The organism is Pantoea sp. PNT03, assembly GCF_014852515.1.
Lineage (GTDB): Bacteria > Pseudomonadota > Gammaproteobacteria > Enterobacterales > Enterobacteriaceae > Pantoea > Pantoea leporis.
The window spans coordinates 772,939-790,613 of sequence record NZ_JACVBT010000001.1 but is presented as its reverse complement, the minus strand read 5'-3'; the positions used below and the strand labels follow the sequence as shown (position 1 = coordinate 790,613).

General features: G+C 53.7%; 21 protein-coding genes and 1 other annotated feature. Of the genes, 11 read left to right on the top strand and 10 right to left on the bottom strand.

Features of this window, described 5'->3' with window-relative positions:
- Window positions 1-12 precede the first annotated feature (12 nt).
- The 7 genes from pheS to IB226_RS03710 all read right to left on the bottom strand — a co-directional run bounded on the left by pheS (window position 13) and on the right by IB226_RS03710 (window position 5,626).
- The gene (gene pheS, locus IB226_RS03740) at window positions 13-996 is read right to left on the bottom strand and encodes a phenylalanine--tRNA ligase subunit alpha (RefSeq protein WP_101764574.1); all 984 of its coding nucleotides are present in this window, start codon (window positions 994-996) and stop codon (window positions 13-15) included.
- Window positions 997-1,067: 71 nt separating this feature from the next.
- Window positions 1,068-1,193 (bottom strand) — a sequence feature (Phe leader region).
- Window positions 1,144-1,188 (bottom strand): pheST operon leader peptide PheM, encoded by a 45-nt coding sequence (pheM, locus tag IB226_RS03735; protein ID WP_106120997.1) that lies wholly within the window; start codon window positions 1,186-1,188, stop codon window positions 1,144-1,146. (Overlaps the previous feature by 45 nt.)
- Window positions 1,194-1,309: 116 nt before the next feature.
- Window positions 1,310-1,666 (bottom strand): 50S ribosomal protein L20, encoded by a 357-nt coding sequence (gene rplT / locus IB226_RS03730; RefSeq protein ID WP_007892678.1) that lies wholly within the window; start codon window positions 1,664-1,666, stop codon window positions 1,310-1,312.
- A 170-nt stretch (window positions 1,667-1,836) separates the two neighbouring features.
- Window positions 1,837-2,034 (bottom strand): 50S ribosomal protein L35, encoded by a 198-nt coding sequence (gene rpmI / locus IB226_RS03725; protein WP_004157374.1) that lies wholly within the window; start codon window positions 2,032-2,034, stop codon window positions 1,837-1,839.
- 99 nt (window positions 2,035-2,133) lie between these two features.
- On the bottom strand, window positions 2,134-2,685 hold the full coding sequence (gene infC, locus IB226_RS03720; RefSeq protein WP_036621995.1) for a translation initiation factor IF-3: 552 nt from the start codon (window positions 2,683-2,685) through the stop codon (window positions 2,134-2,136).
- Window positions 2,681-4,618 carry a threonine--tRNA ligase gene (thrS, locus tag IB226_RS03715; RefSeq protein ID WP_101764575.1) on the bottom strand — a complete coding sequence of 646 codons (1,938 nt, stop codon included), beginning with the start codon at window positions 4,616-4,618 and terminating at the stop codon, window positions 2,681-2,683. The genes infC and thrS overlap by 5 nt, the downstream gene beginning before the upstream one ends.
- A 246-nt stretch (window positions 4,619-4,864) precedes the next feature.
- On the bottom strand, window positions 4,865-5,626 hold the full coding sequence (locus IB226_RS03710; protein ID WP_101764576.1) for a YdiY family protein: 762 nt from the start codon (window positions 5,624-5,626) through the stop codon (window positions 4,865-4,867).
- A gap of 331 nt (window positions 5,627-5,957) precedes the next feature.
- On the opposite strand from IB226_RS03710, the gene ghoS reads away from it, so the two are divergent.
- Window positions 5,958-6,248: a type V toxin-antitoxin system endoribonuclease antitoxin GhoS gene (gene ghoS, locus IB226_RS03705; RefSeq protein WP_101764577.1), complete on the top strand. Its 291-nt coding sequence runs from the start codon at window positions 5,958-5,960 to the stop codon at window positions 6,246-6,248.
- Between the two features lie 89 nt (window positions 6,249-6,337).
- Window positions 6,338-7,231: a fructosamine kinase family protein gene (locus IB226_RS03700; RefSeq protein WP_110866013.1), complete on the top strand. Its 894-nt coding sequence runs from the start codon at window positions 6,338-6,340 to the stop codon at window positions 7,229-7,231.
- Window positions 7,232-7,235: 4 nt separating this feature from the next.
- On the opposite strand, the gene IB226_RS03695 is transcribed toward IB226_RS03700, so the two are convergent.
- Window positions 7,236-7,772, bottom strand: coding sequence for a YniB family protein (locus IB226_RS03695; RefSeq protein ID WP_192233631.1), 537 nt, complete (start codon window positions 7,770-7,772; stop codon window positions 7,236-7,238).
- A gap of 142 nt (window positions 7,773-7,914) precedes the next feature.
- Between IB226_RS03695 and hxpB the strand changes: the two genes are divergently transcribed.
- The 6 genes from hxpB to IB226_RS03665 all read left to right on the top strand — a co-directional run bounded on the left by hxpB (window position 7,915) and on the right by IB226_RS03665 (window position 13,250).
- Window positions 7,915-8,583, top strand: a complete 669-nt coding sequence (gene hxpB, locus IB226_RS03690; RefSeq protein WP_101764580.1) for a hexitol phosphatase HxpB — start codon at window positions 7,915-7,917, stop codon at window positions 8,581-8,583.
- A gap of 157 nt (window positions 8,584-8,740) precedes the next feature.
- Window positions 8,741-9,577, top strand: coding sequence for a 5-dehydro-4-deoxy-D-glucuronate isomerase (gene kduI, locus IB226_RS03685; protein ID WP_192233629.1), 837 nt, complete (start codon window positions 8,741-8,743; stop codon window positions 9,575-9,577).
- 13 nt (window positions 9,578-9,590) lie between these two features.
- The gene (gene kduD / locus IB226_RS03680) at window positions 9,591-10,352 is read left to right on the top strand and encodes a 2-dehydro-3-deoxy-D-gluconate 5-dehydrogenase KduD (RefSeq protein ID WP_192233627.1); all 762 of its coding nucleotides are present in this window, start codon (window positions 9,591-9,593) and stop codon (window positions 10,350-10,352) included.
- 140 nt (window positions 10,353-10,492) lie between these two features.
- The gene (locus IB226_RS03675) at window positions 10,493-11,083 is read left to right on the top strand and encodes a metal-dependent hydrolase (protein ID WP_110866437.1); all 591 of its coding nucleotides are present in this window, start codon (window positions 10,493-10,495) and stop codon (window positions 11,081-11,083) included.
- 150 nt (window positions 11,084-11,233) lie between these two features.
- Window positions 11,234-12,625: an L-cystine transporter gene (locus tag IB226_RS03670; protein ID WP_192233626.1), complete on the top strand. Its 1,392-nt coding sequence runs from the start codon at window positions 11,234-11,236 to the stop codon at window positions 12,623-12,625.
- A gap of 241 nt (window positions 12,626-12,866) precedes the next feature.
- Complete coding sequence (locus IB226_RS03665) at window positions 12,867-13,250, top strand: DUF6515 family protein (RefSeq protein WP_101764583.1); 384 nt, start codon at window positions 12,867-12,869, stop codon at window positions 13,248-13,250.
- A 55-nt stretch (window positions 13,251-13,305) separates the two neighbouring features.
- Here IB226_RS03665 and osmE read toward each other — a convergent pair whose 3' ends face one another.
- Window positions 13,306-13,641 carry an osmotically-inducible lipoprotein OsmE gene (gene osmE, locus IB226_RS03660; RefSeq protein ID WP_007892614.1) on the bottom strand — a complete coding sequence of 112 codons (336 nt, stop codon included), beginning with the start codon at window positions 13,639-13,641 and terminating at the stop codon, window positions 13,306-13,308.
- A 192-nt stretch (window positions 13,642-13,833) separates the two neighbouring features.
- Between osmE and IB226_RS03655 the strand changes: the two genes are divergently transcribed.
- From IB226_RS03655 to cho, 3 genes are all read left to right on the top strand, one after another.
- On the top strand, window positions 13,834-15,024 hold the full coding sequence (locus IB226_RS03655; protein ID WP_192233623.1) for a multidrug effflux MFS transporter: 1,191 nt from the start codon (window positions 13,834-13,836) through the stop codon (window positions 15,022-15,024).
- Window positions 15,025-15,141: 117 nt separating this feature from the next.
- Window positions 15,142-15,969: an ammonia-dependent NAD(+) synthetase gene (nadE, locus tag IB226_RS03650; protein ID WP_101764585.1), complete on the top strand. Its 828-nt coding sequence runs from the start codon at window positions 15,142-15,144 to the stop codon at window positions 15,967-15,969.
- A 110-nt stretch (window positions 15,970-16,079) separates the two neighbouring features.
- The gene (cho, locus tag IB226_RS03645; RefSeq protein WP_101764586.1) at window positions 16,080-16,940 is read left to right on the top strand and encodes an excinuclease Cho; all 861 of its coding nucleotides are present in this window, start codon (window positions 16,080-16,082) and stop codon (window positions 16,938-16,940) included.
- Window positions 16,941-17,018: 78 nt separating this feature from the next.
- Here the strand turns inward: cho and spy are convergent, their stop codons facing one another.
- The gene (gene spy / locus IB226_RS03640) at window positions 17,019-17,516 is read right to left on the bottom strand and encodes an ATP-independent periplasmic protein-refolding chaperone Spy (protein WP_192233621.1); all 498 of its coding nucleotides are present in this window, start codon (window positions 17,514-17,516) and stop codon (window positions 17,019-17,021) included.
- Between the last annotated feature and the right edge of the window lie 159 nt (window positions 17,517-17,675).

The window sequence follows — 17,675 nt, the reverse complement described above, 5'->3', positions numbered from 1 at the left end:
GATAACCTGCCCTTATTTAAATTGTTTGAGGAAACGTAAATCATTTTCGAAGAAGGCGCGCAGATCGGTCACACCGTAGCGCAGCATGGTGAGACGCTCCATGCCCATGCCAAACGCAAAGCCCGAATAAATTTCCGGATCGATGCCAACATTGCGCAATACGTTCGGGTGCACCATGCCGCAACCCAGCACTTCCAACCACTTGCCGTTTTTACCCATCACGTCCACTTCTGCGGACGGTTCGGTGAACGGGAAGTAAGAAGGACGGAAGCGAATTTGCAGATTCTCTTCGAAGAAGTTGTTGAGGAAATCGTGCAGTGTGCCTTTCAGGTTGGTAAAGCTGATGTCTTTATCGACAATCAAACCTTCCATCTGGTGGAACATTGGCGTGTGCGTCTGATCGTAATCGTTACGATAAACACGGCCTGGCGCGATGATGCGGATTGGCGGCTGCTGGTTTTTCATGGTACGGATCTGCACGCCTGAAGTTTGGGTGCGCAGCAGACGCGTGGCATCAAACCAGAAAGTGTCGTGATCGGCACGCGCCGGGTGATGGCCGGGAATGTTGAGCGCATCAAAATTGTGGTAGTCGTCTTCGATTTCCGGACCTGTTACCACCGCGAAACCCAGTTCGCCGAAGAAGGTTTCGATACGATCGATAGTGCGGGTCACCGGATGCAAGCCGCCATTCTCAACGCGGCGGCCAGGCAGCGACACGTCGATGGTTTCCGCAGCCAGACGCGCATTCAGCTCCGCACTTTCCAGCGTCTCTTTGCGCGCGGTAAGGCGGTCCTGCACTTGCTGTTTGGCCTCGTTGATGACCGCACCCGCAGCCGGGCGCTCTTCTGCCGGCAGTTCACGCAGGGTGGTCATTTGCAGCGTCAGATGCCCTTTCTTACCCAGAAATTCGACGCGCACGGCGTCCAGAGCAGCGATATCCGCCGCCTCGTCGATGGCGGCCGTGGCACGAGCCACCAGGTCTGCGAGTTGGGACATGATTTCCTCTTCTTCCAGCCGGGCTGGTCAGTTCTCGTTGGGATCAGATGATCCGATTAAGTGTCGCCAGAAACAAAAAAGCCTCCACGAGGGAGGCTTTCAGCGCGATTTTTCGTTTCTTTTCTTATGCGCAAAAGCCCCTGATGTTCAGGCGCTAAAGTAAAAAAAGAAACGGAAAATAGCAGCATTCATGCTTGCGTTACCTTGTCATATTTAGAAACCGCACTATTGAAATGCGCAGCGGCCAAAATGTCAATCTTTTGCGTGAGTTGCGGGTAATAAAAAAGGGAGCAAGCTCCCTTTTTCAACTGACTTACGCCAGAGCTGATTTTGCTTTTTCAACAAGTGCAGTAAATGTCACTTTGTCGAATACAGCGATGTCAGCCAGAATCTTACGGTCGATTTCAATAGAGGCTTTTTTCAGGCCATTGATGAAACGGCTGTAAGAGATACCGTTCTGACGAGCCGCAGCGTTGATACGCGCGATCCACAGTTGACGGAACTGACGCTTACGTTGACGACGGTCACGGTAAGCATACTGACCAGCTTTGATAACAGCCTGGAAGGCAACGCGGTATACACGTGAACGTGCACCATAGTAGCCTTTAGCTTGTTTTAAGATTTTCTTGTGACGTGCGCGAGCAATTACACCACGTTTAACGCGAGCCATGTGAGCTCTCCTATATCATATTCTGTGATTTCCCTTCATCTTTCGTGCCGCAGCGGCGTTGGCTGTCTTCATTCATCCCAGTCACTTACTGATGTAAGTTCAGGGATTCATTCAGTTGCCGGCTTGCTGCAACCCGAAATCTTTCGGGAATTAAACTAAAAAAAATTTACTTATGCGTACGGCAGGCAGGCAATAACCAGACCCAGATCGCCTTTAGACACCATGCCTTTCGGACGCAGGTGACGTTTACGCTTAGTAGACTTTTTAGTCAGAATATGACGCAGGTTCGCGTGCTTACGCTTGAAGCCGCCAGAAGCGGTCTTCTTGAAGCGCTTAGCGGCGCCACGTACAGTTTTAATCTTTGGCATTTTTACAAATATCCACTTCGCATTGTTAATAAAATGAATCAGACAGGCGAATAAAAATCCGCACAACGCAAGCGCTGCGCGGCTTTATTACTTGAAGGCCTACTGTTTCTTCTTAGGAGCGAGCACCATGATCATCTGACGACCTTCGATCTTCGAAGGGAAGGATTCGACAATCGCCAGATCCATGTCTTCACACAGATCTTTACGGACGCGGTTAAGCACTTCCATACCGATCTGCTGGTGCGCCATCTCACGACCGCGGAAACGCAGCGTGATTTTGGCTTTATCACCCTCTTCCAGAAAGCGAATCAGGTTGCGTAGTTTGACCTGATAGTCGCCATCATCGGTACCAGGACGGAATTTGATTTCCTTAACCTGGATAACTTTCTGCTTCTTCTTCTGTTCCTTAGAAGACTTGCTTTTTTCATAAAGGAACTTGCCGTAATCCATGATACGGCAAACCGGCGGTTCGGCGTTCGGGCTGATTTCAACTAAATCTACGCCGGCTTCTTCAGCTTTCTCAATGGCTTCACGCAGGGTGACAATGCCAAGTTGCTCGCCGTCTACGCCAGTTAAGCGCACTTCGGTGGCACGGATTTCGCCGTTGATACGGTTCGGACGTGTTGGTTGTACTCGTTTTCCGCCTTTAATAACCTGTTTCCTCTAATTGGTGAAGATGTCGGCTGCGAATCTCTTGTTGCAGCTTCTCAACAAACACATCTACGTCCATGCTCCCAAGGTCTTTACCACGGCGGGTGCGCACGGCAACTTTGCCTGCTTCCACCTCTTTGTCACCGCAAACCAGCATATAAGGGACGCGACGTAATGTGTGCTCGCGGATTTTAAAGCCTATCTTCTCGTTTCTCAAGTCTGCTTTGACACGAATGCCAGCATTCTGCAATTTCTTCGTCAATTCACTGACGTATTCTGACTGACTGTCGGTGATATTCATCACCACAGCCTGCACCGGCGCCAGCCAACTCGGGAAGAATCCAGCGAATTCTTCGGTCAGGATGCCGATAAAGCGTTCCATTGAACCGAGAATTGCGCGATGGATCATTACCGGTGTCTGGCGGTCGTTGTTTTCGCCGACAAAAGTCGCGTCCAGACGCTTCGGCAGGGAGAAGTCTAGCTGAACGGTACCACACTGCCAGGCGCGGTCGAGACAATCGTACAGGGTAAACTCAATTTTAGGGCCGTAGAAGGCACCTTCTCCCGGCTGATATTCGAATGGAATATCATTCTCTTTCAGCGCTTCTGCCAAATCCACTTCCGCACGATCCCACATTTCGTCGGTACCGATACGTTTTTCCGGACGGGTCGACAGCTTCACCACGATTTTTTCAAAACCGAAGGTGCTGTACATGTCGTATACCATGCGGATACAGCTGTTCACCTCATCACGTACCTGATCTTCGGTACAGAAGACGTGAGCATCATCCTGGGTAAAGCCGCGCACGCGCATCAGACCATGCAAGGCACCTGATGGCTCGTTACGATGGCAGCTGCCAAACTCCGCCATACGCAGCGGCAGGTCGCGGTAGGATTTCAGACCCTGATTAAAGATCTGAACGTGGCCTGGGCAGTTCATCGGCTTGATGCAATATTCACGGTTCTCTGAAGAGGTGGTGAACATGGCTTCTTTATAGTTCTCCCAGTGCCCGGTTTTCTCCCACAGCACGCGGTCCATCATGAACGGACCTTTCACTTCCTGATAGTCGTACTCTTTCAGCTTGGTACGCACAAACACTTCCAGCTCGCGGAAGATGGTCCAGCCGTCATTGTGCCAGAACACCATGCCCGGTGCTTCTTCCTGCATGTGGTAGAGATCAAGCTGCTTACCGATTTTACGGTGATCGCGCTTCGCCGCTTCTTCCAGACGCTGCAGATAGGCAGCCAACTGCTTTTTATCCGCCCAGGCCGTACCGTAAATACGCTGCAGCATTTTGTTGTCGCTGTTGCCGCGCCAGTAAGCCCCGGAGATTTTCTGCAGTTTGAAGTGATGGCAGAAACGCATATTCGGCACGTGCGGACCGCGGCACATGTCGATGTATTCTTCATGTTGATACAGGCCAGGACGATCGTCGTGGCTGATGTTCTCGTCAAGAATGGTGGTTTTGTAGCTTTCGCCACGCTCAGCAAACACGTCACGTGCTTCCTGCCAGCTCACCTTTTTCTTCACCACATCGTAGTTGGTTTCAGCCAGCTGGTGCATACGCTTTTCCAGCAGCTCAAGATCTTCCTGGGTTAAGGTATGTTCCAGGTCAACGTCATAATAGAAACCGTTATCAATCACCGGGCCGATCGCCATTTTGGTGTTTGGCCACAGCTGCTTAATCGCATGCCCTAACAGGTGCGCGCAAGAGTGACGAATGATTTCTAAACCGGCGTCGTCTTTAGCGGTAATAATCGCGACCTGAGCGTCCTCGGTGATCGGATCAACCGCATCAACCAATTCGCCATTCACGCGACCCGCGATGCAGGCTTTCGCCAAACCCGGTCCAATATCCAACGCAATATCCATCACGCTGACCGGACGGTCAAAGCTGCGCTGGCTGCCATCAGGAAGAGTAATTACTGGCATTTCATATCCTTAATTGCAGTGGTAAGCCACACGAAAGCCTACATGCAAAAATGAGTTTCATAGTGTGTAACCCGGCGTGATGTCAGACCCACGTTGTCGGAATGACGCCAGGAATGTAAAGCGGCGATGATAATAGCAGCTTTCGCCGCCGATCAAAACCCGTGCAGAGATTCGCTAAGCTAAAGAGAAATAAAAAAAACCGCTGCGAGGCACAGGCCTGGCAGCGGTGATTCACATCCGTCTCGCTTACATTGAGTATGAGAGCTGGATCGTGGTTTTGGTATCGGTACGATCCGGCGCAGATTCTGGCGGATTATTGTTCCAGGTCACGTTGTAGCCCAGCTTCAGCGCGAAATGGGCATTGATGGCCACCTGCAGCGCGGTTTCTGAGTTCAGCGTGGTGTCTTCACCGAAGCTGCTCAGCACAGAAACACCCTGGATAAATTTGGTGGTATCTGTCAGCTGCCATTGATAGCTCACTGCACCATAACCCAATGCTTTGGTTTCATGGCCGCCATCATGGAAATCGTCGTAACGCACACCCGGACCGAATTCAGCACGCAGTGAGTGAACCGGGCCGCTGAGGATCTGACGACCGTAACCGGCGGTCAGCACATCGCGTGAGTCATAACCGTTGAAACGGTCGCTTAGCCAGCTTGCCTGGCCAAACAGGTAATCAGCGCTATTGAGGTTATAGCGGCTACGGCCACCGATATTGTAAGTCTCAGATGAACGCTCATCATTTGAGGAGTTGTTTGCGGCGTTGCCCCATAGACTCAATGCGGTATTGGTTTGATACCACGTCATATTGGTAGACGCACTCAGCGAAGAACTGGTGGTGTTTCCAGTTTGAGCCAGGTAACCCGCTGACGCGCTGCCTTCAAACGGCTTTTTCGCCGTTGCAGGGTCATCCATGGAGGTGAAAACGGCGTTATCTGCAAAGGCCTGGTGACAAAATGCTCCAGCAGAGAGCAATAAAACAGCGGACAGCTTGTTAAAGGCTTTCATTAAAAGTAATCCGTACGACAGTTTAAAAAACGAAGAGTCTGAAGCGTTTCTCCGGCCAATCAATGCAATTTACCGTAAGTTTTGTAAAAAAGTATGTATCCGCATAAAAAACCAGGAAAGCCGCTGGACCGCTCTTTTAATGGGACTTTTCCCATTTTCGCTGCGCATTATAGGGGGCAATTACTCAAATAGCAGCCTGAAGGCTACAAGATTTTTCTGAACTCTTTTGACAAAGCTTTACCTGCTATTTTCACTAATGAAATGGCTAAAATTCGCTCTATACTGCGCGCTGGTCTACGCTGAAATCTGTTCGATAACAATGAGGTGAATAATGAGTGACCATGATGTCAAACGTTACATTGTCACGTTGAAATATCAGGAAAGTGGACTCGGCGACGTGCAGTCAGTGAACAGCGCCATGATCAATGGCGGATACAGCACCACCTTAAGCGATGATGAAGGTCATCCACATGAGTTGGGCACCAATAGCTTCGGCATTGTCAGCGCGTTAGAGGAGCATGAAATAGCAGAGCAAGCCGCGGGATATGCCCAAATCGCGCTCGATCATAAACCTGAGGTCACCGTCATCACGTTAGAGGCGTTTCTGAAACAACAATCCTGACGCAGTGCAAAAAACGGCATCGACGCCAGGTTTGCTCAGGTTTTGCGCGTTACAATCGAACTCACGCAGCGAACAAAGAGGATTACCCGATGTGGTCAGCCATTAGTCGTCTGTTAAGCGAGTACGCCGGTGATGCCGAAATCACCGACCGTCAGGAACTTCCCGGTGGCGATGTCCATCCCGCCTGGCGCATCCGCTATGGCGAGTTGGATGTGTTCGTCAAATGTAACACCCGCGATATGCTCACCTTGTTCAGTTGGGAAGCCGATCAACTCGACCTGCTGGCGCGCACGCAAACCGTTCGCGTCCCGAAAGTGTATGGCGTTGGCAATGATCGTGATACCAGCTTCCTGCTGCTGGAATATATTCCGCCTCATCCCTTTACCGCACAGAGCGCTTTCCAGCTCGGCCAGCAGTTGGCGCATCTACACCAATGGAGCGAGCAACCGCAATTTGGTCTCGATTTCGACAACAACATCACCACCTCACCTCAGCCGAATAGCTGGTTACGCCGCTGGTCAGTGTTCTTCGCTGAGCAGCGCATCGGCTGGCAGCTGCAACTGGCCGCGGAAAAAGGCGTGCACTATGGCGATACCGAACTGATTGTTGATTGTGTGCAGCGCACGTTAGCCAACCACCATCCGCAACCTTCTTTATTACACGGCGATTTGTGGCCCGCCAACTGCGCCGGCAGCGCAGAGGGTCCGTGGTTGTTTGATCCCGCCTGCTATTGGGGTGATCGCGAATGCGATTTAGCGATGCTAAGTTACTACGCCGATTTGCCGCGCCAGATCTATGATGGCTACCAGGCTGTTTGGCCACTGGAAGACGGATTCTCGCAGCGTCAGCCGGTGTATCAGCTCTATTACCTGCTGAATCGCGCCAATGTTTTCGGCGGCAACTGGACGGGCGAAGCGCAGTTCGCCATCGGCCAGTTGTTAGATGAAGATGTGTTGGGCGAACGTCAGGCCAGACCGGCCTGACGCGTTACAGCATGCCGAGCAGTTTCAGCACAAAGTAGCCCGCGATAGCGATAATGATCGGCAGGATATAGAGCGGGAAAATCTGCAAGAAAATGGTGTGACGCGGGATGTGGATTTTCTCTTCCAGTTGCGCTCGCGTGCGCCCTTCACTGCCTTTGGCCTGTTCCATGATCAGCTGATCTTCAATTCCCTCTTTAATATGGCGCGACTGACGCCACATGCGCGCACCTGAAGCCTGCAGCGCTATGCCGATAAAGATCAGGATGTAGATCAGCCAAAACCCGATATTCGCGCCACCGTTAAATTCCGGCACCGGAGAGTTCTGCCAAAACACATTAAGAAACGGCGTATTGAACTTCACCATGTCAACCATGACATGCACAAAATCGAGCATCACGGCATCAATGCCCGGCTGCTTTTCACTGTGCTTAAACATAAAGCCCAGCAGCGAAATCATCGTGGATAACAATGCGGGTATAAAAATCACCCAGCCAGCCACTCGCTTAAGGATGGCGATGCGGCCAGCCTGTTGGTAAGTCATGGTGTCTCCCTGAACCAAAAATAGTTTTGCCTAAGTCTACCTGCACTACTGCAATTTTTCCTGAAAAATGCGTGGCCTGCCGCAAGTCGGCTTTATCAGGCTCTCGTGCTATGGTAAGCCAAATTTCTAAGGGAGCAGTTATATGTCATATCGTCGTCCCGTATTGGCCGCCATCTTTGATATGGATGGATTGTTGATCGACTCAGAACCGCTGTGGGATCGCGCGGAACTGGATATATTCGCCAGCCTTGGCGTGGACATCACCCGCCGCCACGAGTTGCCCGATACGCTGGGTCTGCGCATCGATCAAACCGTGCGCATGTGGTTTGAAGCGCTGCCGTGGAGCGGCCCGGATCAACAGGAAGTGACGCAACGCATCATCGCCCGCGCGCTGGCGCTGGTGGAAGAGACGCGTCCGCTGCTGCCTGGCGTGGAGCAGGCGCTGCAACTGTGCCAGCAGCAAGGTTTGAAAATCGGCCTCGCCTCCGCCTCGCCGCTGCACATGCTGGAGCGCGTGCTGGAGATGTTTGACCTGCGCAAATACTTTGATGTGCTGGCGTCCGCGGAAGCGCTGCCGTACAGCAAGCCGCATCCGCAGGTCTATCTCGACGCCGCAGCCAAACTGGGTATCGATCCGCTTAACTGCGTCACGCTGGAAGATTCCTTCAACGGCATGATCGCCACCAAAGCCGCACGCATGCGTTCAATTGTGGTGCCGGCGGCCGAGCATCGTGAAGATGCGCGTTGGGCGCTGGCCAATGTGATTCTTGATGATTTAACCCAGCTCAAACCCGAACATCTGCACGGTTAATCGCAGCCCGCTTAACGCGGGCTTTTTTATGCAACTTGATCGCGCACGCAAATAAATAAAACATCGTTTCATTTTTATTGAATTCACATCTCATCCTGCCTAAGATGCCCAAAGACCCGCATCGGGACCACTTCCTTTGACTCTTGAGAGGCCTGAGATGGACATTCGTCAAAGCATTCATAGCGAGCATGCCAAAACCCTGGACACGGACGGCTTACGCCGTGAGTTTCTGATCGACAAGATTTTCGACGCCGACAATTACACCCTCACTTACAGCCATATCGATCGCATCATTATCGGCGGTGTAATGCCGGTGCAGAAACCGGTGACTATCGGCCATGAAGTGGGTAAGCAGCTGGGCGTAAGTTACTTCCTCGAACGCCGAGAACTCGGCGTAATCAACATCGGTGGACCGGGGCTAATTGAAGTGGATGGCAAAACCTGGGAGATTGATCAGCAGGAAGCGTTGTATGTCGGACAAGGCGCGCAGAACGTGATTTTCCGCAGCAGCGATGCCAGCCGCCCGGCGAAGTTTTACTACAACAGCGCGCCGGCACACACCCATTATCCAGACAAAAAAATCACCCTCGACGAGGCAGTGAAAGCCACGCTCGGCGACGCGGCCACCTCGAACCGCCGCACCATTAACAAATTCATCGTGCCCGACGTGTTGCCAACCTGCCAGTTAACCATGGGATTAACCCGCCTTGATGACGGCAACTTGTGGAACACCATGCCGTGTCACACCCACGAACGTCGCATGGAAGTCTATTTCTATTTCGATATGGCCGACGACAGCGCCGTGTTCCACATGATGGGCCAGCCGCAGGAGACGCGTCATCTATTGGTCCATAACGAGCAAGCGGTGATTTCACCAAGCTGGTCGATTCATGCGGGCGTGGGAACGCAGCGCTATACCTTTATCTGGGGCATGGTGGGCGAAAACCAGGTATTTGATGACATGGACCACGTCAACATCAGCGCACTGCGCTAACAAGGAGCGAATCATGATACTCAACGCATTTAATCTTGCAGGCAAAATCGCGCTGGTCACCGGCTGCAATACCGGTTTAGGACAAGGTATGGCGCTGGGTCTGGCACAGGCGGGATGTGACATTATTGGCGTTAACCGCGCCGGACCGGATGATACGCAGGCCAAAGTTGAGGCATTAGGCCGCCGTTTTTGGTCAATTCAGGCCGATCTGACCAAGCCATCCATCGTGCCGCAAATTGTTGAACAGGCGGTGGCGCATGCCGGTCGCATCGATATCCTGGTGAATAACGCAGGCATCATTCGCCGCGAAGATGCACTCAACTTCAGCGAGCAGGATTGGGATGATGTGATGAACATCAACAGCAAAAGTCTGTTCTTCCTGTCACAGCAGGTCGCCCGGCAGTTTATCGCGCAAGGCAATGGCGGCAAGATCATCAATATCGCCTCGATGCTGTCGTTCCAGGGCGGCATTCGCGTGCCTTCTTATACCGCATCAAAAAGCGCAGTGATGGGGTTAACCCGTTTGATGGCCAACGAATGGGCGAAGCACGGCATCAACGTTAACGCCATTGCGCCGGGCTACATGGCCACCAATAACACGGAACAGCTGCGCAGCGATGAGTCACGCAACGAGGAGATTTTAGGCCGCATTCCATCAGGTCGCTGGGGAATCCCGGACGACATGATGGGCCCAATTGTGTTCCTCGCCTCCAGCGCCTCCGACTATGTGCAAGGTTATACGTTGGCCGTCGATGGCGGATGGTTAGCGCGCTAGGCTAACCCGTTCTTTTCCCGCGTCATTGTGACGCGGGAAAGTGAAAAATATTAACGCTTCGTTACAGCGTCACCATTCTCATTCACTGGATAAATCCCTATACTGGATGCATCGACAGTTTTATGCAGCCAGGTTTCATCATGACGGCCGAAGGCCATATCATTTTTGCCATTGCCAGCGCCATTTTTGCCAAGCGCGCGGAGCTGACGCCAGTATTGGCCAGCGCCGACTGGTGGCATTTAGTGCCTGCTGCGCTGTTAACCTGCCTGCTGCCCGATATCGATCACCCTAAATCCGTGCTTGGCCAGCGCTTAAGGTGGCTATCGCATCCCATCGCCCGCATCTTTGGTCATCGCGGTTTTACCCACAGTTTGCTGGCGGTGGCGGTGAGTTTGTGGCTATTCCAGATCAATGTGCCCGCCGACTGGTTTCTTCCCGCCGACGTGCTGCAAGGCATGACGCTCGGCTATCTCAGCCATATTGTCGCCGATATGCTCACGCCCGCCGGCGTGCCGCTGCTGTGGCCCTGCCGCTGGCGCTTCCGTTTGCCCATCCTGAATAGTCAAAAAGGTAACCAGCTGGAGCGCGCACTTTGTCTGGCGCTGGTCGGTTATGCGTTGTGGTTCCCGCCCGGCATGCCCTCTTTTGGTGCCAACGGCTGGCCGGAGCAACTGTTCAATACGCTACAAAATGGCGTCGGTCGGTTGGTTAATGGTCAAAACGGTCAATAATCAGTCGAATCAAGCGTTAAAGTTATAAAGCATTCTTTTTGGGTATAAGCCCGCCCCACGCTGAACTGATAACATTCCAAATATTCCCTAACGGGGACTTACTGTTTTTCGTGCCATCCCAGGATGGCGCGTCACACTCTGGAGTTGAGCATGGATTTTCACCTCATTATTAATATCGTGGCGTTTATCGCACTACTGATTCTGCTGAATCGGATTGGCAACCAAAGCTGGAGCCTGTCCAAACGCGTGCTGACCGGTTTGGTTTTCGGTGTGGCCTTTGGTCTGGCGCTGCAAACCATCTATGGTGAAAACAGCCCAACCGTGAAAGCGTCGATTGGCTGGTTCAATATCGTCGGTAACGGCTACGTGCAATTGTTGCAGATGATCGTGATGCCGCTGGTGTTCGCCTCGATCCTGAGCGCGGTCGCACGTCTGCACAATGCCTCATCGCTGGGTAAAATCAGCGTGCTGACCATTGGCGTGCTGCTGTTTACCACCGCAATTTCCGCGCTGGTCGGCGTGCTGGTGACCGGCCTGTTTGGCCTTAGCGCTGAAGGTCTGGTGCAAGGTGCGCAGGAAACCGCGCGTCTGAGCGCGATTCAGAGCAACTACGTGGGCAAAGTGGCTGACCTCAGCACGCCGCAGCTGCTGCTCTCCTTCATTCCGAAAAACCCGTTTGCCGATCTGGCGGGTGCCAACCCCACCTCGATCATCAGCGTAGTGATTTTCGCCGCCTTCCTCGGTGTCGCGGCGCTGCAACTGCTGAAAGATGACAAGGTCAAAGGCGAGCGCGTGCTGGTGGCCATCGATACCCTGCAATCCTGGGTCATGAAGCTGGTGCGTTTGATCATGAAGCTGACGCCGTACGGTGTGCTGGCGCTGATGACCAAAGTAGTAGCCGGTTCCAACCTGCAGGACATCATTAAGCTGGGTGGCTTCGTGGTGGCCTCTTATCTCGGTCTGGCGATCATGTTTGCCGTACACGCGCTGCTGCTGTCGGTTAACGGCATCAACCCAATGCGCTTCTTCCGTAAAGTATGGCCGGTGATCACCTTCGCCTTCACCAGCCGCTCCAGCGCCGCCAGTATTCCACTGAACGTGGAGACTCAAACGCGTCGCCTGGGCGTGCCAGAATCGATCGCCAGCTTCTCGGCGTCATTTGGTGCCACCATCGGCCAGAACGGCTGTGCCGGTCTCTATCCCACCATGCTGGCGGTGATGGTTGCGCCAACCGTGGGCATCAACCCGTTTGATCCAATGTGGATTGCAACGCTGGTAGGTATCGTGACGCTGAGTTCTGCCGGTGTGGCTGGCGTCGGCGGCGGCGCCACCTTCGCCGCGCTGATCGTGCTGCCAGCGATGGGCCTGCCGGTCACGCTGGTCGCGCTGCTGATCTCCATCGAACCGCTGATCGATATGGGGCGTACCGCGCTCAACGTTAATGGTTCAATGACCGCCGGTTCACTCACCAGCCGCTGGCTCGGATTGACCGACAAGAAAGTGCTGGAGAGCGACGAACACGCCGAACTGGCACACCGCTAAATTAATGAGTTGCAACAACGGCAGATCGCAAGGTCTGCCGTTTTTTTATGCCTGCGATATGCTCCATAAGGTCGCCGTTTATGACGACCTTACCCGCTTTCCTCCCCAATTCAACCCAATCATGGCGCAAGCGTCAGGAAAGCGTTAAGCATGGTAAACAGAGGAAAAATCAGCCACTTTTCGCTTGAGTTTTCGCTCAGTAAAGCCAATTCTGCTGTTAATCACAGCAGGAGAATCACCGATGAAAACAGTTATCGCCTCGGTGCTGGCGTTAACCTTATTAACACCAGCCATCAGTTTTGCCCATCCCGGCGGTTGGGGCCCCGGCCCAGGCCCGCATTGGGGTGGAGGTCCACGTTGGGGCGGTCCCGGCCCGCTGCGTTTCCTACCCGAAGCAGCAACCGCCGTTTTGCTGGGCGGTCTGACCTATTACATGCTGAACGGTAACTACTATCAGCGTCAGGGCGACACCTATGTAGTGGTGCAGCCGCCTGAAGCCCCGCCGGGCGGCGGTATGCGCGTGCTGGATTTCAACGGCAAGCGTTATTACGTGCAGGAAGGTCATTACTACCAGCGCGAGATCGGCGGCGAGTATATCGAAGTGCCGCGTCCTTACGGTTTATAAGCGCCACAACGAAAAACGGCCCGTCAATGACGGGCCGTTTCTTATTCTGCTGCGATTACTGAGCCGCTTGCGGATCGGTATCGTAGTCTTTACAGCTCTGGAAACCGTAGTTCATGACGCGACCGGTATCGTTATAGCTCACGAAGTAGGTCTGCGGTTTGCCGTCGCGCTCGCCAATCACGTAAGTCTGGCAAGTGCCGCGAGCGTGAACCATGGTGATTTCAGTAGACGCTGGGCCGGCAATCTGGCGAACCTGATCGCGCGTCATGCCTTTCTTAACATCCTTCACTACCGGCTTGGTTACGTAGCTTTCGGCTTTGTCATAAGTCGTACAACCAGACAGGGCTGCCAGCGTCATAGCGGCAGCGATACATCCCATCACTTTATTCATGTTGTTGTTCCTCGTTTTTTTGTCCGTGTGAAATTAGCCTGGAACATAAATCCAGATTTATCAACTTTATGGGATAAATTTAGCTAAATTCCGAAGCGTTAGGATTTGGTAAAAATGCTGTGTTGATGCGCTACGGTTCGTATAATCACCCGCGAAAAAATACCTATAGCAATGAATAAAGACAGAGGATTAATGACACCTGCACCTTCTCATCGGCTGGTTTATGCCATCACGCTGGGCCTGCTCGCTGCGCTCGGGCCACTTTGTATCGATCTATATCTGCCGGCGCTACCGGAGCTGGCGCGCGATCTGCACACCGAAACCGCCACGGCGCAGCTGAGCCTCACCGCTGGCTTGCTGGGTTTAGGTGCGGGTCAATTGCTGTTTGGGCCAATGAGCGACAAGTTTGGTCGCCTCCGTCCGCTGCTGTTATCGCTTGTACTTTTGTTTATTGCCTCGATTGGCTGTGCGCTGGCAAAAGACATCCACTCGCTGCTGGTAGCGCGTCTGTTTCAAGGTTTGGCAGGCGCCGGCGGCGCGGTGCTGTCGCGTGCCATTGCCCGAGATATGTACAGCGGCCATGAGCTGACGCGTTTCTTTGCACTGCTGATGCTGGTCAACGGTTTAGCGCCGATTGGTGCGCCGGTGCTGGGCGGCGCCTTGATGACGGTGCTTAACTGGCGCGGCATTTTCGTGGTGCTCGGCTGCATCGCCGTCGTGCTGATCTTCCTTGCCCGCTGGAAATTGCACGAAACTTTACCGCCAGCGCGCCGCAGTCAGGGCTCGATCTTTTCCGCCTGGGCGGCGCTCGGCCAGGTCGTCACGCATCGGCAGTTTATGGGCTTCTGCCTGACGCAAGGTTTTATGATGTCCGGCATGTTTGCCTATATCGGCGCCTCGCCGTTTGTACTGCAACAGCTGTATGGCCTGACGCCGCAAGCCTTTAGCTTCTGCTTCGCTGCCAACGGCTTCGGCCTGATTATTGCATCACAAACCAGTGCGCGCCTCTGTCCGCTGTGGGGGGAATACCGCGTACTGAAAGGTGGCCTGACGCTGGCGTTTGTTGCGTCGAGCTGCTTGCTGCTGGCGGGACTTACCGGCGCAGCGCTGCCCATTATGCTGGTTGCGCTGTTCTTTACCATTGCCAGTAACGGCGTGATCGCCACCACCGCCTCTTCGCTGGCGATGCAGAGCCAGGGCCAGCGCGCGGGCAGCGCCTCGGCGGTGATTGGCGTCGGCATGTTCACCTTTGGTGCCATCAGCGTACCCATTACCGGCCTGGGCGGCACCTCGGTCGCCAGCATGACCGGCACCATCTTTGGCTGCTTTATGCTGGCGATTGTGTCGTTCAATCTGCTGGTGCAGAAGGCAAAAAACGTCTGATTTGCCAGCAAATAACCTGAACAACCAGCCGTGCGGCTTGTTGTTTGTGGGGAGAGGCGTTAGCTTTAGCAGATGATTCGCATTGTGCCGTCAGGCTACTGACTTGAGGAGAGGTTCATGTCACTGCAACAGGAAATCATTGAAGCCCTTGGTGTAAAACCGGTTATCGACCCGCAGCAGGAGATCCGCGTCAGCGTTGATTTTCTGAAGTCTTACCTGAAAGCCCATCCCTTTTTGAAAACGCTGGTACTCGGCATCAGCGGCGGCCAGGATTCGACACTGACCGGCATTTTGTCGCAAACCGCGATTCGCGAACTGCGTGAAGAGAGCGGCGATAACGATTACACCTTTATTGCCGTGCGTTTGCCGTATGGCGTGCAGGCCGATGAGCAGGATTGTCAGGATGCGCTGGCATTTATCCAACCCGATCGCACGCTGGTGGTAAACATCAAAGAAGCGATCCTGGCCAGCGAACGTGCCTTGAAAGATGCGGGTATTACGGTGTCGGATTTCGTGCGCGGCAATGAAAAAGCGCGTGAGCGCATGAAAGCGCAGTACAGCATCGCCGGCATGACCAAAGGCGTGGTGGTCGGAACTGACCATGCGGCAGAGGCGATCACCGGATTCTTCACCAAGTACGGTGACGGCGGCAGCGACATCAACCCGATCTTCCGCCTGCATAAAGGCCAGGGCAAACAGCTGCTGAAAACGCTGGGCTGCCCGGAACACCTCTATCTCAAGCATCCTACTGCCGATTTGGAAGATGATCGTCCTGGCTTGCAGGATGAAGTGGCGCTCGGCGTGACTTATCAGCAAATCGATGCCTATCTGGAAGGCAAGACCATCGATGCCGCCGCAGCAAAAACCATCGAAGGCTGGTATCTGAAAACTGAGCACAAACGTCGTCCACCGATCACCGTGTTCGACGACTTCTGGAAGAAGTAAGTGCATGGCGTTTCCCGCCGTCCGGGCGGGAAACTTTCTCATCGCCGCTGACTGGCGAGAAAAAGCACAGTTTGATACACTGGATGAACAACCAGTAATCGGAGTGTGCTTTGGTCAGACGTGCAGCCAGCCACCGCCTCGATTTCGATGCGGCAGCCATCTATCAATATCCCGAACATCTACGTCAGTGGCTGGAAGGTTTACCCAACCAGCCGGGCGTCTATACCTTTCACGGTGAAAGCGAAAATCTGCCGCTGTATATCGGCAAAAGCGTCAACCTGCGCAGTCGGGTGATGGCGCATTTCCGGGCGCCGGATGAAGCCAAAATGCTGCGTCAGGCGCGGCGCGTCACCTGGATCCCGACCGCTGGCGACGTCGGCGCTCAGCTGCTGGAAGCGCAGATGATCAAAACGCAACAGCCGCTGTTTAATAAGCGCCTGCGTAAGAACCGCCAGCTCTGTTCGCTGCAGCTGGGCGACGGTGCGCCGCAGGTGGTGTATGCAAAGGATCTCGACTTCTCCCGCTCGCCCAATCTTTATGGCCTGTTTCGCAGTCGCTTTGCCGCGCTGGAGAAGCTAAAAGCCATCGCCGATGAGCAGCGCTTGTGCCACGGCTTGCTGGGGCTGGAGTCGTTGCGTCCGGGACGCGGCTGTTTTCGCGCTGCACTAAAACGCTGCGCCGGTGCCTGCTGTGGTAACGAGTCGGTTGCTGAGCATCAGCAGCGCCTGCATGCGGCATTAGAGCAGATGCGCATTCAATGCTGGCCGTGGCAAGGCCCGGTTGGCATGGTGGAAACGGGGACAAACATTACGCAAATCCATGTGATCGATCACTGGTTCTGGCTGGGATCGGTCAGCAGCGAGGCCGAAGCGCGCCAGCTGCAGCGCGCCTCGCACGGCTTTGATCATGACGGCTACAAAATTCTCTGCCGTCCGCTGCTTTCTGGTGTGTTCCCGCTGATCGAGCTTTAAAACAAAACCGCCGAGGTTGCCCAAAGCATCAGATGCGATGGACAACCCCGGCGGTCTCTATTCAGTTAGCGAAAGAACTTATTCAGCATCAGCCGGCGGTGGTGGCATTTTGCCATCGTGCGGGCCTTTCTCAGTTAAGCGCTTCTCAAAGTTCGCGTTGTACTGTTTTTTCTGCTCTGGTGTCAGCACGTTGTAGATCTTGTTCTGAGTTTCCATCATCTGCAGCGCACGATCTTTGGCATTCGCCGTCATCTTCTCAGCCTGCGCTTCGGCTTTCGCACGGTCAAAGGTATCGGAAGCGATGATGGCATGGTCAGCACGACGCTCTTCCAGCGACGGGCGTTTCATCTCTTTATGTCCATCACGCAGAATCGTTTTGATCTGCGCTTTCTGCGCATCGGTCAGGTTCAGACCTTTAAACATCATCTCCATACCGTGATGGCGCATCGGCGGCTTGTGCATCGATTTTTCGCTGCCTGCTGGCGGCGGAGTCAGGTTGTCTGCCGCTGCATGGACGATATTTGCAGCACCAAAAGCCATTGCGGTAGCCAGGAACACAGAAGTTAATTTACGCATAATATTGTCCTTACTTATCAGTTTAATGACGACAGCCTGTGTCGCGTCTTCGGAAACAAGCATACGACGCTGAACGTCAACTACTCAGAGGCTGAGTAAAGCCCTGAAAGCATAAAAGACAGAGATCAGGCAATCATGGAGAGAAAGAGAAGAAATGCG

Excerpts from the sequence above, each read along its gene's own strand:
- pheS (WP_101764574.1), bottom strand. The coding sequence starts at position 996 with ATGTCCCAACTCGCAGACCTGGTGGCTCGTGCCACGGCCGCCATCGAC.
- rplT (WP_007892678.1), bottom strand. The coding sequence starts at position 1,666 with ATGGCTCGCGTTAAACGTGGTGTAATTGCTCGCGCACGTCACAAGAAA.
- rpmI (WP_004157374.1), bottom strand. The coding sequence starts at position 2,034 with ATGCCAAAGATTAAAACTGTACGTGGCGCCGCTAAGCGCTTCAAGAAG.
- thrS (WP_101764575.1), bottom strand. The coding sequence starts at position 4,618 with ATGCCAGTAATTACTCTTCCTGATGGCAGCCAGCGCAGCTTTGACCGT.
- IB226_RS03710 (WP_101764576.1), bottom strand. The coding sequence starts at position 5,626 with ATGAAAGCCTTTAACAAGCTGTCCGCTGTTTTATTGCTCTCTGCTGGA.
- ghoS (WP_101764577.1), top strand. The coding sequence starts at position 5,958 with ATGAGTGACCATGATGTCAAACGTTACATTGTCACGTTGAAATATCAG.
- IB226_RS03700 (WP_110866013.1), top strand. The coding sequence starts at position 6,338 with ATGTGGTCAGCCATTAGTCGTCTGTTAAGCGAGTACGCCGGTGATGCC.
- IB226_RS03695 (WP_192233631.1), bottom strand. The coding sequence starts at position 7,772 with ATGACTTACCAACAGGCTGGCCGCATCGCCATCCTTAAGCGAGTGGCT.
- hxpB (WP_101764580.1), top strand. The coding sequence starts at position 7,915 with ATGTCATATCGTCGTCCCGTATTGGCCGCCATCTTTGATATGGATGGA.
- kduI (WP_192233629.1), top strand. The coding sequence starts at position 8,741 with ATGGACATTCGTCAAAGCATTCATAGCGAGCATGCCAAAACCCTGGAC.
- kduD (WP_192233627.1), top strand. The coding sequence starts at position 9,591 with ATGATACTCAACGCATTTAATCTTGCAGGCAAAATCGCGCTGGTCACC.
- IB226_RS03675 (WP_110866437.1), top strand. The coding sequence starts at position 10,493 with ATGACGGCCGAAGGCCATATCATTTTTGCCATTGCCAGCGCCATTTTT.
- IB226_RS03670 (WP_192233626.1), top strand. The coding sequence starts at position 11,234 with ATGGATTTTCACCTCATTATTAATATCGTGGCGTTTATCGCACTACTG.
- IB226_RS03665 (WP_101764583.1), top strand. The coding sequence starts at position 12,867 with ATGAAAACAGTTATCGCCTCGGTGCTGGCGTTAACCTTATTAACACCA.
- osmE (WP_007892614.1), bottom strand. The coding sequence starts at position 13,641 with ATGAATAAAGTGATGGGATGTATCGCTGCCGCTATGACGCTGGCAGCC.
- IB226_RS03655 (WP_192233623.1), top strand. The coding sequence starts at position 13,834 with ATGACACCTGCACCTTCTCATCGGCTGGTTTATGCCATCACGCTGGGC.
- nadE (WP_101764585.1), top strand. The coding sequence starts at position 15,142 with ATGTCACTGCAACAGGAAATCATTGAAGCCCTTGGTGTAAAACCGGTT.
- spy (WP_192233621.1), bottom strand. The coding sequence starts at position 17,516 with ATGCGTAAATTAACTTCTGTGTTCCTGGCTACCGCAATGGCTTTTGGT.